General features: G+C 70.5%; 12 protein-coding genes. 4 read left to right on the plus strand and 8 right to left on the minus strand.

Going from position 1 to position 14,103, the window contains the following annotated elements:
• Positions 1–5 precede the first annotated feature (5 nt).
• Positions 6–1,166 (minus strand): branched-chain amino acid ABC transporter substrate-binding protein, encoded by a 1,161-nt coding sequence (locus AC07PU_RS36985; protein WP_495322991.1) that lies wholly within the window; start codon positions 1,164–1,166, stop codon positions 6–8.
• Positions 1,163–2,071: a LysR family transcriptional regulator gene (locus tag AC07PU_RS36990; RefSeq protein WP_495322992.1), complete on the minus strand. Its 909-nt coding sequence runs from the start codon at positions 2,069–2,071 to the stop codon at positions 1,163–1,165. Before AC07PU_RS36990 ends, AC07PU_RS36985 begins: the two co-directional genes overlap by 4 nt.
• Before the next feature lie 105 nt (positions 2,072–2,176).
• Between AC07PU_RS36990 and ggt the strand changes: the two genes are divergently transcribed.
• A complete protein-coding gene (ggt, locus tag AC07PU_RS36995; protein ID WP_495322993.1) occupies positions 2,177–3,979 on the plus strand; it encodes a gamma-glutamyltransferase in 1,803 nt (600 codons plus the stop codon).
• A gap of 74 nt (positions 3,980–4,053) precedes the next feature.
• Here the strand turns inward: ggt and fahA are convergent, their stop codons facing one another.
• Genes fahA through AC07PU_RS37025 form a run of 6 tightly spaced genes read right to left on the minus strand, consistent with a single transcriptional unit; the run spans position 4,054 to position 10,572 of the window.
• Positions 4,054–5,322: a fumarylacetoacetase gene (gene fahA, locus AC07PU_RS37000; protein ID WP_495322994.1), complete on the minus strand. Its 1,269-nt coding sequence runs from the start codon at positions 5,320–5,322 to the stop codon at positions 4,054–4,056.
• Between the two features lie 28 nt (positions 5,323–5,350).
• Positions 5,351–6,325 carry a Bug family tripartite tricarboxylate transporter substrate binding protein gene (locus AC07PU_RS37005; RefSeq protein WP_495322995.1) on the minus strand — a complete coding sequence of 325 codons (975 nt, stop codon included), beginning with the start codon at positions 6,323–6,325 and terminating at the stop codon, positions 5,351–5,353.
• Positions 6,322–7,632, minus strand: coding sequence for a homogentisate 1,2-dioxygenase (gene hmgA, locus AC07PU_RS37010; protein WP_495322996.1), 1,311 nt, complete (start codon positions 7,630–7,632; stop codon positions 6,322–6,324). Before hmgA ends, AC07PU_RS37005 begins: the two co-directional genes overlap by 4 nt.
• 21 nt (positions 7,633–7,653) lie before the next feature.
• Positions 7,654–7,851 (minus strand): DUF2783 domain-containing protein, encoded by a 198-nt coding sequence (locus AC07PU_RS37015; RefSeq protein WP_057593179.1) that lies wholly within the window; start codon positions 7,849–7,851, stop codon positions 7,654–7,656.
• Between the two features lie 25 nt (positions 7,852–7,876).
• A complete protein-coding gene (locus AC07PU_RS37020) occupies positions 7,877–9,553 on the minus strand; it encodes an FAD-dependent oxidoreductase (RefSeq protein WP_495322997.1) in 1,677 nt (558 codons plus the stop codon).
• Between the two features lie 59 nt (positions 9,554–9,612).
• Entirely contained in the window at positions 9,613–10,572 is a 960-nt protein-coding gene (locus tag AC07PU_RS37025) for an MBL fold metallo-hydrolase (RefSeq protein ID WP_057593181.1), read from the minus strand.
• A gap of 132 nt (positions 10,573–10,704) precedes the next feature.
• Here AC07PU_RS37025 and AC07PU_RS37030 point away from each other — a divergent pair, with 132 nt between their 5' ends.
• The 3 genes from AC07PU_RS37030 to AC07PU_RS37040 are packed head-to-tail and all read left to right on the plus strand — an operon-like array spanning position 10,705 to position 14,098.
• On the plus strand, positions 10,705–11,538 hold the full coding sequence (locus tag AC07PU_RS37030; protein ID WP_208507465.1) for an IclR family transcriptional regulator: 834 nt from the start codon (positions 10,705–10,707) through the stop codon (positions 11,536–11,538).
• Positions 11,535–13,073 carry a serine hydrolase domain-containing protein gene (locus AC07PU_RS37035; protein WP_495322999.1) on the plus strand — a complete coding sequence of 513 codons (1,539 nt, stop codon included), beginning with the start codon at positions 11,535–11,537 and terminating at the stop codon, positions 13,071–13,073. Before AC07PU_RS37030 ends, AC07PU_RS37035 begins: the two co-directional genes overlap by 4 nt.
• Complete coding sequence (locus AC07PU_RS37040) at positions 13,070–14,098, plus strand: alginate O-acetyltransferase AlgX-related protein (RefSeq protein WP_495323000.1); 1,029 nt, start codon at positions 13,070–13,072, stop codon at positions 14,096–14,098. The genes AC07PU_RS37035 and AC07PU_RS37040 overlap by 4 nt, the downstream gene beginning before the upstream one ends.
• Positions 14,099–14,103: the final 5 nt, after the last annotated feature.

The following is a 14,103-nucleotide window of genomic DNA, read 5'->3' on the forward strand; positions in this document are numbered from 1 at the left end:
ACCGCTCAGGGCATCTGGATCGTCGCCAGGTGCGCGCGCACGCCGCGCCTGAAGGTGTAGAGCGCCAGCTGCGGATGCAGCAGGTCGCCCTTGGCATCGAAGGAGATCCTGCCCGTGAGCCCGGCGTAGTCGCGCGTGCGCGCCAGGAAGGGCAGGTAGGTCTCGGGCTTCGCGGAATCGGCGCGGCGCATCGCGTCCGCGAGCACCTTCACCGCATCGTAGGAATACAGCGAGACCAGCTCCGGGTCCATGTCGAAGCGCTGGCGGTAGGCCTTCCTGAAGTCGCGCAGTCGGCCTTCGCGGTCGTCCTCGATCTCGCCCGAGGCCGCGCAGAACACCTGGTCGTCGCGCGCCGCGCCGCCGGCCAGGCGCAGCAGTTCGTTGTCGCAGATGCCGTCGCCGCCGAGCACGCTGGCACCGAGCCCGAGCTGCTTCATCTGGCGCAGCATCGGGCCGGCCATCGCATACATGCCGCCGACGAAGATCGCGTCGGGCTGCTGCGCCTTGATCGCCGTGAGGATGGCCGAGAAGTCGCTACTCTTGTCGCTCGCATGTTCGCGGCCGACGATCGTGCCGCCCGCGCGCACGGCCGCCTTGGCGAACTCCTCGGCGATGCCGTGGCCGTAGGAGCTGCGGTCGTCGACGATCGCGAAGCGCTTCATGCCCAGCCGCTGCACCGCATGGGTGGCGATGGCGTCGCCGATGCTGGCGTCGCCGGCGACGATGCGGAAGGTGGTCTTGAAACCCTGGTCGGTGTACTTGGGCGCAGTGACCGAAGGCGAGACCTGCGGAATGCCGGCCTCGCTGTAGAGCCGCGAGGCGGGAATGGCCGAGCCCGAGGTCTGGTGGCCGACCACGCCGTTGACCCTGGCATCGACCAGCTTCTGCGCGGCCGCGGTGCCCTGCTTCGGGTCGCCCGCGTCGTCCTCGGCCATCAGCTCGAAGCGCGCGCGCTGCCCGCCGATGCGCAACTGCTGGCTATTGAGTTCGTCCACGGCCAGTTGCCCGCCCTTCTGGTTGGCCTTGCCCGAGACGGCCAGCGCGCCGCTCATGGGCGCGACCAGGCCGATGCGGATGGTCTGCTCCTGCGCGAGCGCGCCGAAGGCGAGCCCGGCCAGCGCGCTCGCCAGCACGCGCCTCGCGATGCGTGATGAAGATGGCTTCATGGGGTCTCCCGTTCTTCGAACCAGTGGGCCGCGAAATCGCGCACCACCTGCACCAGCTTCTGTTCGCCCTTGCTGGCCAGGCGCACGAGCGCGACCGGGATCGACACCTCGAGCTGCGACTCGACCGTGATGCGCCGCAATCGGCCCGCGGCGATCTGCTCGCCGGCGGCCGCGAGCGCGCCGAAGAAGATCGCGTCGGAGCGCGCCGTCGCGGCGATCAGGGGCTCGAGCTCCTCCGACTCCACGGTGGTCGAGTGGCGCACGTCGTCGGTCAGGCCGTAGTGCTCCTTCGTCAGCGTGGCCACCTCGTCCGACACGTCGGTGCTGAGGATCGGGTACTGCAGCAGGTCCTGCATCGTGACCGCCGGGCGCGCGGCCAGCGGATGGCCGACGCGGCAGATGGCACCGCCAGCGAGGCCGCCCAGGCGCTCGACCACGAGCTCGTCGGACAGCACCAGCGAGCGCGCGTCGATCAGGATCGCGTCGATCGAGCGGTCGCGCAAGGCGCTCATGAGGAAGCGCGCCGTGCCGCGGCGCACCAGCAGCTTCACGCGTGGATGCGCCTCGAGCACGTGGTTGATGAAGTCCGCGCTCATGCACGCGCCGGGGCCGGCGCCGAAGCCCACGCGTAGCGTGCCTTCGAGCACGGCCTCGTCCCTCACGCCGATCGAGAGGTTGTCGACATCGACCAGCAGCCGGCGCGCGCGCTCGACCACCAGCGAGCCCGCGGCGGTGGTCGTGCAGCGCCGCCCGAGGCGCTCGATCAGCGGCGCGCCGAGTTCCATCTCGAGCGACTGGATGCTCTTGCTCAGTGCCGATTGCGTGAGGTGCAGGTTGGCGGCCGCGCGGCTGAAGGAGCCGGTCATCGCCAATTCGATCAGGTGCGCCAGCTTTCTTGTCTCCATGAGGATCCGGAATAGGTAACTCGAAAATCTTTCGTTAGACGCTGGCTGGACCGGGCACTACAGTCCGCCCCCGGGAGTGCGCACCCCCCAAAAAGCCTGGCGAGCATGCCAGAGATTCACAACTTGAGGAGACTCACAGTGCCCTTCACGCACGCCACGTCGCGCCGCGCATTTCATTCCCTGATCCTGTTCACCACCATCGGTATTTCCGCTTGCGGCGGTGGTGGATCGGGCACTGCCTTCGCACCCATCGTTCCCCCCGCGTCGCCTCCGGCCGAGAGCACCACGCTCAACGCCGGGGCCGTCGCATCGCCCGACCAGTTCGGCGCGGCCGCCGCCAAGCAGATCCTCGACGCGGGCGGCAATGCCGTCGATGCCGGTGTCGCCACGGCCTTCGCGCTCGCCGTGACCCTGCCCGAGGCGGGCAACCTCGGCGGCGGCGGCTTCATGACGACCTGGATGAACGGCAAGCCCTACTTCCTCGACTTCCGCGAGAAGGCACCGGGCGCGGCCACGCCCACCATGTACCTCGACAAGAACGGCGACGTGATCCCGGGCCTGAGCCTCGATGGCTCGCTGGCCGCGGGCGTGCCGGGCTCGGTCGCTGGCATGTGGACCGCGCACCAGCGCTTCGGCAAGCTCAGCTGGGCACAGGTGCTGGCACCGGCCATCGCCTATGCGCGCAACGGCTTCGTCGCGTACTCGACGGCCGAGCTGACCACCGTCAACAGCCGCTCGAACTTCAACAAGTACTTCGGCGGCAAGATGATCAAGGGCCAGCTGTTCAAGCAGTCCGAGCTGGCCGACACGCTGCAGCGCATCAGCGACAACGGCGGCAGCGAGTTCTACACCGGCAAGACGGCCGACCTGCTGGTGGCCGAGATGGGACGTACCGGCGGCCTCATCAGCAAGAACGACCTGAAGAACTACCAGGCGGTGTGGCGCGATCCCGTGGCCATCGACTGGAACGGCCACACGGTCTACACCGCGCCGCCGCCGAGCTCGGGCGGCTTCGGCATCGGGCAGCTGCTCAAGATGAAGAAGGACCTCGAGCCGCAGTTCGCCAAGGCGCCGCTCAACTCGGCGCAGTACGTGCACCTCACGGCGGAGATGGAGAAGCGCGTGTTCGCGGACCGCGCGCAGTACCTCGGCGACTCGGACTTCTACCAGGTGCCGATGCTGAAGCTGCTGGCGGACGACTACCTCAAGGGCCGCGCGGCCGAGGTCAACCCCGCCACGCCGACGCCGCTGGCCAAGGTGAAGCCCGGCCTCGGCACCGACCCCGTGCCGCCGGTCAGCACCGGCGAGAAGCCGCAGACCACGCACTTCTCGGTGGTCGACAAGTGGGGCAACGCACTGGCCATCACCTACACGCTCAACGGCGGCTTCGGCAGCGGCATCGTGGTCGAGGGCGCGGGCTTCCTGCTGAACAACGAGATGGACGACTTCTCCGCCAAGCCCGGCGTGCCGAACCAGTTCGGCGTGGTCGGCGGCGACGTCAACTCGATCCAGCCCAACAAGCGCCCGCTGTCGTCGATGAGCCCGACCATCGCGGTGAAGGACGGCAAGCTCGCGCTGGTGCTCGGCACGCCCGGCGGCTCGCGCATCTTCACGGCGGTCTACCAGGTGCTGGTCAACGTGCTCGACTACAAGCTGCCGCTCGACCAGGCGCAGGCGCAACCGCGCTTCCACCACCAGCTGCTGCCCGACAACGTCATCTACTACGAGGCGGAGCGCTTCCCCGCGGCCACGGCCGACAACCTGCGCGCACGCGGCTGGACCATGCAGGACGGACTGGCCGGCGGCCAGAACATCCAGGCGATCCAGGTCGTGGGCAATGCGCCGGTGCCGGTGTCCGACCCGCGCAATCCCGACGGCCTCGCGCTCGTGATCGCGCCGAAGCCTTGAGGCCCTGACGTGAAAAAGGCGGTGAAGGCGTTGCCGCCTCCACCGCCTTGCGCATGGCGAACGCCGGTGTGGCGTCAGACCACCGTGCCGCTGACCTCGCCGAGCCCGATGCGCACCGCGCCCGCGCGCTCGCACCAGCCGCGCATCACCAGCGTGTCGCCGTTCTCGAGGAAGGTGCGCTTCTCTCCGTTGGGCAAGGTCACCGCCTGCTTGCCGCCGAGCGTGAGCTCCATCAGCGAACCGGCCTGGTCGGGCTTCGGGCCCGAGAGCGTGCCCGAGCCCAGCAGGTCGCCGGGCTGCAGGTTGCAGCCGTTCACCGTGTGGTGCGTCACCAGCTGCGCCGCGGTCCAGTAGGCGGCCTCGGTGGTGTTGCCGAGCGTGAGGCGCACCGGCGCCTCGCCGGCTTCGCGCATCTTCGCGGTCTGCAGCAGCACCTCGAGCGTGATGTCGAGCGCGCCGGCCGCGCGGTTCGACGGCGCGTCGAGGTAGGGCAGCGGCTGCGGATCGCCCTCGGGCCGCTCGAACTTCGCGCGGAAGGGCGCGAGCGCTTCCATGGTCACGATCCACGGCGACAGCGTGCTCGCGAAGTTCTTCGCGAGGAAGGGGCCGAGCGGCTGGTATTCCCAGGCCTGCAGGTCGCGCGCCGACCAGTCGTTGAGCAGGGTCACGCCGAACAGATGCTCCTCGGCCTCGCCGATGGCGATCGGCTCGCCGAGCGCATTGCCGCGGCCGACGAGGAAGCCGAGCTCGAGTTCGTAGTCCAGGCGCTTCGACGGGCCGAAGCTGGGCTCGGCGGCATCGGGGGCCTTGGTCTGGCCCTGCGGGCGCTTGAAGACCTGGCCGCTCACGCCGATCGAGGAGGCGCGGCCGTGGTAGCCGATCGGCACCCACTTGTAGTTGGGCATCAGCGGCTGGTCGGGACGGAACAGCTTGCCGATGGTGGTCGCGTGGTGGATGCCGGTGTAGAAGTCGGTGTAGTCGCCGATGCGGCAAGGCACGGTCATCTCGGCCTGCGCCTGCGCAAGCAGCGCCTTCGACCAGGCGGCCTGCTTGTCGCTGCCTTCGGCGAGGCCGGCCGAGAGCGCGGCGCGCAGCGCCTGGCGCTCCTTGGTGCCCGCGGCCATCAGCGCGTTCATGTCGTCGCTGTCGACCAGGCCCGCGGCGCGCAGGTCGAGCACCTGGTCGCCGATGGCGACGCCGATGCGGAAGGCCTCGGTGCTGCCGGCGGCGCGGAAGCGGCCGAAGGGCAGGTTCTGGATCGGGAAGTCGCTGCCGGCTTCATTGGCCGAGGCGACCCAGCTGCGCAGCTTCGGGTCGTGGGTGGCGTTCAGTGCGGTGGTCATGGATGTGTCTTTCGTTGCGGTGTTCGGTTCACTCGGCCGTCATGCCGGCCTTCTTCGCCACCTCGCCGAGCCGCTGATACTCGGTCTGCGTGAGCGTGGCCAGTTCCTGCGCGCTCGAGCCGCGCGGCGAGAAGCCGGCCTGCGCCAGCTTGGCCTTCACGTCGGGCTGCGCGAGCGCCTCCACGAAGGCCTCGTTGAGCGCCTTCACGATCGGCGCCGGCAGGTTGGCGGGGCCGTAGACGCCGAACCAGGGCTCGAGCGCATAGCCCTTGAGGCCGGCCTCGGCGATGGTCGGCACCTCGGGCAGCGAGGGCGAGCGCGTGGGCCCGGCCACGGCCAGCGCGCGCAGCTTGCCGGCCTGGATGTGCGGCAGCGAGGCCGGCAGGTTGTCGAACATCAGGCCGATGTTGTTGCCCAGCATGTCGGTGATGGCCGGGCCGCTGCCCTTGTAGGCCACGTGCGTCAGCTCGGTGCCGGTCATCTGCGCGAACATCACGCCGGCCAGGTTCATCGAGGTGCCCGCGCCCGCGGTGGCGTAGGGCATGCCGGGGTTCTTCTTCGCGGCCGCGATCAGGTCGGCCACCGACTTGATCGGCGAGGCCGCCGGCACTTCGAGCACGATGGTCGAGGTGCCCAGCAGGCTGATGGCGGTGAAGTCCTTGCGCGGATCGAAGGCCATCGACTTGTAGATGTGCGGGTTCAGCGCATTGGTCGAGATGGCGCCGAAGCCGATGGTGTAGCCGTCGGGCGCGGCCTTGGCCACGGCGTCCATGCCGATGTTGCCGCCCGCGCCGCCGCGGTTGTCGATCAGCACCGGCTGGCCCAGCTTCTCCGACACCTTCTGGCCCACGGTGCGCGCCACCAGATCGGTGGTGCCGCCCGGGGTGTAGGGCACGATGAAGCGGATCGGCTTGGCGGGGAAGTCCGCGGCCTGCGAGAACAGGGGCGCGGCGAGCAGCGCGAGGACCGCAGCGCGGCGTGTCAGGGCGAAGACGGGGCTCATGGCTTGAACTGGTCCTTGAGGCCGGCCCAGCAGTCGGCGTAGTCGGTGTCGAGCGCCTGGCTCTGCAGCGCGAAGCGGGTCGGGATGAAACGGTAGCGGCTCTCGAACATGAAGGCCAGCGTGTTGTCGAGCTTGTGCGGCTTGAGGTCCGCGTGGGTGGCCTTGTCGAAGGCTTCCTCGTCGGGGCCGTGCGGCACCATGCTGTTGTGCAGGCTCGCGCCGCCGGGCTTGAAGCCGCCGGGCTTGGCGTCGTACTCGCCGAGCACCAGGCCCATGAACTCGCTCATCAGGTTGCGGTGGAACCACGGCGGACGGAAGGTGTTCTCCATCACCATCCAGCGCGGCGGAAAGATCACGAAGTCGCAGTTGGCGGTGCCGGGCGTGTCGCTGGGCGAGGTCAGCACGGTGAAGATCGAGGGATCGGGATGGTCGAAGCTGATCGAGCCGATCACCATGAAGTGCGCGGTGTCGTACTTCACGGGCGCGAGGTTGCCGTGCCAGGCGACCACGTTGAAGGGCGTCTGCTTCATCGGCGCGTGCCAGAAGCGGCCGCCGAACTTCTTGACGATCTCGTAGCCGCCGTCTTCAGCTTCGAAGGCCGCCACCGGCGCCTGGAAGTCGCGCGCGTTGGCCAGGCCGTTCGAGCCGATCGGGCCGAGCTCGGGCAGGCGGAAGTGCGCGCCGTAGTTCTCGCAGACGTAGCCGCGCGAGAGGCCGTCGGGCAGCGCCACCTTGAAGGCCATGCCGCGCGGCAGCAGCGCGATCTCGCCGGGCTTCACCTCGAGCACGCCGAGCTCGGTGGTGATGACCAGCCGGCCCTGCTGCGGCACCACCAGCATCTCGCCGTCGGCGTTGACGAAGGCGCGCTTGTCCATCGAGCGGCCCGCCAGGTACATCAGCGAGCCGATGCCGACCTGCGACTCGGCATCGCCGTTGGCCGCGATGGTGTGCATGCCGTCGACGAAGTCGTGCTCGGCCGCGCCGTCCAGCGGCTGCGGATGCCAGCGCAGCGGCTCGGGCGGCAGCGCGATCTCGCGGTCGGCGCCGGTGGTCCAGTGCGCCTGCGCATAGGGCTGGTAGCGGCCCGACACCACCGAGGGCTGGCGGCGGTAGAGCCAGGTGCGGCGGTTCTCGTGGCGCGGCGCGGTGAAGGCGGTGCCCGAGAGCAGCTCGGTGTAGAGGTCGAAGGGCCCGCGCTGCGGGTTGTTGCGGCCCTGCGGCAGCGCGCCGGGCACGGCCTCGGACGCGTATTCGTTGCCGAAGCCGCTCTGGTAGCGGCGCTCGGTGGCGGGAGTTGCGGCGGTCATGGTGTCCTCACTGGATGGTGTTCATTTCGCGGCCGCGAGCGCTTCGCGCAGCACGGGCAGCGAGCCGATGTGGTTGGCCAGCAGCAGCACGAGGCGCGCGTTGTACGCATGGCTCTCCTCGGTGCTCAGGCCCTGGTGCGCCTCGATCAGCGCTTCGTAGAAATCGTCGGGCGCCTCGAGGTGCGCGTCGGTGATCAGCGTAGGGGTGGATGCGGTCATGGGCAATGTCTCGCTGCGTGTCGTCTCAGGCCCGGGCCAGCGCGCGGTCGAAGGCCGCACGGATCTGCGCGGGCGACGGTGCGCGCCAGCGCGCGCTCACATGCTGGTCGGGACGCAGCAGGTAGACGGTGCCGGGCCGCGCATCGTAGCGCCGCACGGCCAGTTCGCTCGCCGCGCCCGCGGGCACGCGCACCGTGCGCAGCGGTAGCGCCGTGGCCTCGATGGCGCGCAGGCTCTGCGCGACCGCTGCGTCGTCGGCATCGCCGAACACCAGCGCCGTGAAGCCGTGCGTGCGGCCGAGCTCGCGCAGCAGCCAGCCGCTGCCGCCCTCGGCGAGCGCCACCGGCGCGTCGGCCGCGGCCGCGCCCGGCACCATCGCGCCCGCGAAGCCGTCGCCATCCGCGTCAGGCGTGTTGAGCGGCGAGCCGCGCAGCACCGAGGGCACCGACAGCCGGCCGCTGTTGACCAGCGTGCGCGCGAAGGCGTGCCGCCGCGTCAGCGCCAGCACCGCGTCGCGGAACAGCCGGCTGACCTCGCTCTTGGGCGTGATGAAGTCGGTGGCGCGCGTGGAGTTGCGGATGTTCTCGTCGGCCGCGTATTCGCGCTCGCCGGCGTAACTGTCGAGCAGCGCATCGGGCGCCTCGCCGCGCACCACGGCGGCCAGCTTCCAGGCCAGGTTGTCGGCGTCCTGCACGCCCGAGTTGGCGCCGCGCGCCCCGAACGGCGACACGCCGTGCGCCGAGTCGCCCGCGAACAGCACGCGGCCGTGGCGGAAGCTGTCCATGCGCTGGCAGGCGAAGGTGTAGACGCTGGCCCAGCCGATCTCGAACTGCACGCCCGCGTGGCCGATGCTGTCGAGCAGCGCGCGCACGCGCGGCACGATGCGCTCGGGCTTGCGCTCCTCCACCGGGTCGGCCTCCCAGCCGAGCTGGAAGTCGATGCGCCACATGCCGTCGGCCTGCTTGTGCAGCAGCACGCTCTGGCCCGGATGGAACGGCGGGTCGAACCAGAAGCGGCGCTCGGTCGGCAGTTGCGCGTCCATCGTGATGTCGGCGATCAGGAAGCGGTCGCGGAACACGCGGCCCTTCGATTCCTGGCCCAGCAGCTGGCGCAGGTTCGAGCGCGAGCCGTCGCAGGCGCTCACGTAGTCGGCGGCCAGCCGGTACTCGCCCTCGGGCGTCTCCACGGTCAGCGTCGCGCCCTCGGCGTCCTGCGCGATGCCGGTGACCTTGTTGTTCCAGCGGATGTCGATCAGCGGCAGCTGCGCCGCGCGCTCGGCCAGGTAGCCCTCGACGTAGTACTGCTGCAGGTTGATGAAGGCCGGGCGCTCGTGGCCGGGCTCGGGCAGCAGGTCGAAGCGGTAGACCTGCTCGTCGTGGAAGTAGACCTTGCCGATGTTCCACGACACGCCCTTGTCGACCATGCGGTCGCCGCAGCCCAGCCGGTCGAAGACCTCGAGCGTGCGCTTGGCGAAGCAGATCGCGCGCGATCCGGTCGACAGCGTGTTGTCGTTGTCGAGCAGCACCACCGGCACCTGGCGCAGCGCGAGGTCGATGGCCAGCGCCAGGCCCACGGGGCCGGCGCCGACCACCACCACCGGGTGGCGCGCGGGCGGGGCCGCGTCCTGGTCGGGGTGGCGGCGGTAGTCGAAGCGCAGGCTCTGGTAGTCGACCTGCGCGGCTTCGGTGGCGAGTGCGTTCACGTCCGTTGTCTCCGTCTCTTCTGTCCTGCCGCTCCCTCGGCGGGGAGGGAGCGCCCGTCTCAGCCTTCGAGCGCCTTCCACATCTCCACGTCGCGCTCGGCCGTCCACACGCGCGGGTCGACATGGCCCGAGGCCTCGTCGTAGGCGCGGCTCACGTCGAAGGGCATGCAGTGGTCGAAGATCACCCACTGGCTGTACTTGGGCTTGAGCTTCTCGTAGGTGTCCTTGTAGACCGCATTCAGGTCGCGCCCGGCCTTCACGCCTTCCTGCACGCTGGCGTAGACGTCGGCGATGAAGTCGCGCGTGCCCGTCAGGCCCTCGGCCACGGCCTCGGGCGTGGTCAGCGCGGCGCCGCGGCCCGGCACCAGCGCGGCGGGCTTGAGGGCGGCGACGTTGTCCAGCGTCTGCGGCCAGTCCTTGAAGTAGGCGTCGCCCGCGTACGGCGTGGCGCCGAACTCGACCAGGTCGCCCGAGAGCAGCGCGCGTTCCTGCGGCAGCCAGACCACGGTGTCGCCCTTGGTGTGGCCGCGGCCGAGCTGCAGCAGCTGCACCTCGAGCTTGCCGAGCCACAGGGTCATCTTGCCGGTGAAGGTCATGGTGGGCCAGGTCAGGCCCGGCGGCACGGTCTCGACGTTCTGGAACAGGCGCGGGAAGCGGCCGATCTCGCTGGCCTTGTCCTGCTCGCCGCGCTCGACGATCAGGTCGCGCGTGTCCTGGCTGGCCAGGATGTGCTCGGCACCGTAGCCGGCCGCGCCCAGCACGCGCACCGCGTGGTAGTGCGTGAGCACCACGTACTTGATCGGCTTGTCGGTCACTTCGCGGATGCGGCGCACCACGTCGGCCGCCATCGCGGGCGTGGCCTGGGTGTCGGCCACCAGCACGCAGTCGTCGCCGATCACGATGCCGGTGTTCGGGTCGCCCTCGGCGGTGTAGGCCCAGGCGTGTTCCGAGATCTGGCTGAAGGTGACCTTCTTCTCTTCCATGTCGGCCTGGCTGGCGAATTTCTTGGCTTGGCTCATCGTGTGTCTCCGGTGGAGTGTTTGGGGGGTGGGGTGGCGGGTGGTTGAAATTCGTTTAGGGCGAACGAATTTGCAGTTAACGAATTTGCGCGAGTGTAAGCCGCGAATCGCTTCATGTCTAATCCCCACTCCATGAACGAAGCACAACCTGACGCCGACCGCGCCCAGCGCGGCATCCAGAGCATCGAGGTCGGCGGCCAGCTGCTGCGCGCGCTGGTGCACCACGGCCGGCCGATGGCGCTCAAGGACCTGGCGCGCGAGGCCGACATGACGCCCGCCAAGGCCCATCCCTACATGGTGAGCTTCGGCCGGCTGGGGCTGATCGAGCAGGACCGCGCGAGCGGCCACTATCTGCTCGGCCCGCTGGCGCTGCAACTGGGCCTGATCAGCCTGCAGCAGGCCGACCCGGTGCACATCGCGACCCCGGCCATCGCCCAGCTCGCGCAGCAGACCGGCCACACCATCGCGCTGGCGGTCTGGGGCGCGCGCGGCGCGACCATCGTGCGCACCGCCGAATCGCCCTCGCCGGTGCACGTCAACATGCGCCACGGCACGGTGTTCTCGCTGACCAACACGGCCTCGGGCCGGGTGTTCGCGGCCTACCTCGATGCGGAGCGCGTGCGCGAACTGCTCGAGGCCGAGCGCCTGCGCCAGAAGCAGCGCAAGGCCGAGCCCGCGCCGCCGGCCGGCATGCCGCCGGTGCAGCCGCTGCCCTCGTGGGCCGATTTCGAGCGCCAGCTGCAGGAGGTGCGCGCGCACGGCATCAGCCGTTCCGACGGCGAGGTGATCGAGGGCGTGAGCGCCATGGCCGCGCCGGTGTTCGACCACACGGGCGCGATCGTGCTCGCGATCACCGCCATCGGCCCGGCCGGCATCTTCGACACCGCCTGGGACGGCGCCATCGGCACCGCGCTCAAGGGCTGCGCGGACGCGGTGTCGCAGCGGCTGGGGGCGAGCCGCCGATGAACGCCTCGCACGCCATGGCCGCGGGCCTCCAGGCCCTCTCGCTGTCCGCTTCGCTCGCCTTCGCCGGCGGTGCCGCCGCGGCCGACGAGGGCCCCTGGCCCACCGCCGGCTGGACCGTCGCCACGCCCGCCTCGCAGGGCATGGACCCGGCCGAGCTCGCGCGGCTGGTCGAGCTCGGCGCCACCCACCAGCTCGACAGCCTGCTGGTGGTGCGCCACGGCCGCATCGTGGTGGAGGCCTACTACGCGCCGTTCCGCGCCGACCTGCGCCACGCGGTCAACTCGGTCACCAAGGCCGTGGTCGGCACGCTCGCGGGCATCGCCATCGAGGACGGCCGGCTGCGCCTCGACGACCCGGCGTTCGACGGCGCCACCGACACCCAGCGCGGCGCGGTCACGGTCGCGCACCTGCTCGACATGACATCGGGCATCGACTGGACCGAGCCGCTCAACGACCGCGGCAAGCCGGTCTCGCTGATCGAGATGGAGCGTGCGCGCGACTGGGCCGCCTACGTGCGCGGCCGCCCGATGGCACAGGCGCCCGGCGCCGGCTTCAACTACAACAGCGGCAACTCGCAGCTGCTGTCGGCCCTGCTCGCGCGGCGCACCGGCGGCGACCTGCAGGCCTATGCCACCGAGCGCCTGTTCAAGCCGCTGGGCATCGCCGACCTGCGCTGGCGCCAGGACCCGCAGGGCGTGCCCGTCGGTGGCTTCGGCCTGGCGCTGCAGCCGCGCGACATGGCGAAGATCGGCCAGCTCTACCTGCGCGGCGGCCGCTGGGAAGACCGCCAGCTGGTGCCGGCCGCCTGGGTCGCGAAGAACCTCGCGGCCACGGTCGAGATGAAGGACCTCGGCACGCCGGGCTTCTTCTACGCCAACGGCTGGTGGACCCTGCCCGCGCGCCGCATCTACATGGCCATGGGCCACAACGGCCAGGGCATCGTGGTGCTGCCCGAGGCCGACGCGGTGGCGGTGTTCACAAGCACGCGCGCGGCGCCGGTGCCTCTGCTGATCGAGCGCATCCTGCGGTCGGTCAAGGCCGGCGGTGTCGTCGCCGACGATGCCGCGGCCCAGGCCGCGCTCGAGGCCGCGGTGGCCAAGGCCACGGCCGAGAAGCCCTCCGAGGTCGGCCCGGTGCCCGACGCGGCGCAGCGCCTCGCGGGCCGCACCTGGCGCTTCGGCACCAATCCGATCGGGCTGCGCAGCCTGCGGCTCGAGCTCGATCCCGCGAACCCGCGCTACGAGGTCGTGACCGCCGCGCGCCGCCCCGGCGGTGCCGACGAGCGCTTCACCGCGCCGATCGGCCTCGACGGCCTGTTCCGCACCAGCCCCGCGGGCGGCCCGATGCCGGTGGTCGCCACCCGGGGCCGCTGGAGCGATGCGCGCAGCTTCGACGTGGAGGCACGCATCCTCGGCGAACCGCTGCGCACCCGCTACCTGCTGCGGCTGCGCGAAGATGGCGCCGAGGGCATCGACCTCGTCTTTTCCAACTCCTATGGCTTCCAGGCCGAGATGCGCGGGGAGACCGCGCCATGACAATGAATTCTTCCTTCGCCAGGCTGTGGCTCTGGATCTTCGGCATCGGCTACGCCGTGTTCGTCGGGCTGCTGCTGCAGACCCTCTTCACGCCCGCGCCCTATGGCGACCTCGCGCGCATCGGGCGCATCTCCGACCATGACTTCGGCTGGCGCATCGACCCGCCGCGCGTCGACCCCGCGCTGCTGCGCGGCGCGCCGGTCGCACAGGCCGACATCCTGGTCATCGGCGACAGCTTCTCGGCCACGCACCGCTGGCAGTCGCAGCTCGCCAAGGCCGGCTACAGCGTCGCCACCACCTACTGGCAGGACATCGACGAGACGCTGTGCGACGACTTCGACCACTGGCTCGAAGCCGGCGGCTTTCGCGGCAAGCTGGTGATCATCGAAAGCGTGGAGCGGATCGTCGATTTCCGCCTCGAGCGCTCGCGGGACTGCCGGCAGATGAAGAAGCCGCTGGTCGCCAAGCCCGAGGTGCCGTCGCCGCCGCTCGACCACGTGCCGGGCTTCGCGCTCAACTGGGAGGGCCAGATCTACGCCGGCTTCCTCACGCAGCGCTGCACGCGCGCGGCCATCGCCGGCAAGAAGCGCAGCGGCTGCGACCAGCAGACGCATGCGCGCGCCGTGGCCGACGGCTGCGCGCTGTTCAGCAACCGGCGCTGCGAGATGGCGCTGTTCCTGGCCCAGGACGAGGCCAGCCGCGAACTCACGGCCGCGCATGCGGCGCAGCTGCAGGCCTTCGGCCAGGCCCGGGGCACGGTGCCGATCCTCTGGATGATGGTGCCCGACAAGACCACCACCTACCTCAAGCCCGCGCATTCGCGGGACTTCGTGAAGGCCTTCGGCGACGCCGGGCTCGGCCCCGACCTGTTCGCGTTCGCGCAGCAGCAGAAGACCGCGATGCGCGACTTCTACATGCCCAACGACACTCACATCTCGATGCAGGGGCAACTGGTGCTGGGCGACCGCATGGTGCAGGCGGTGAAGGAGAAGCTGGCCGCGCCGGCCGCGCCGCGCGGGGGCTGAGGCCG

It is taken from the genome of Variovorax sp. GW821-FHT10D07 (assembly GCF_059415325.1).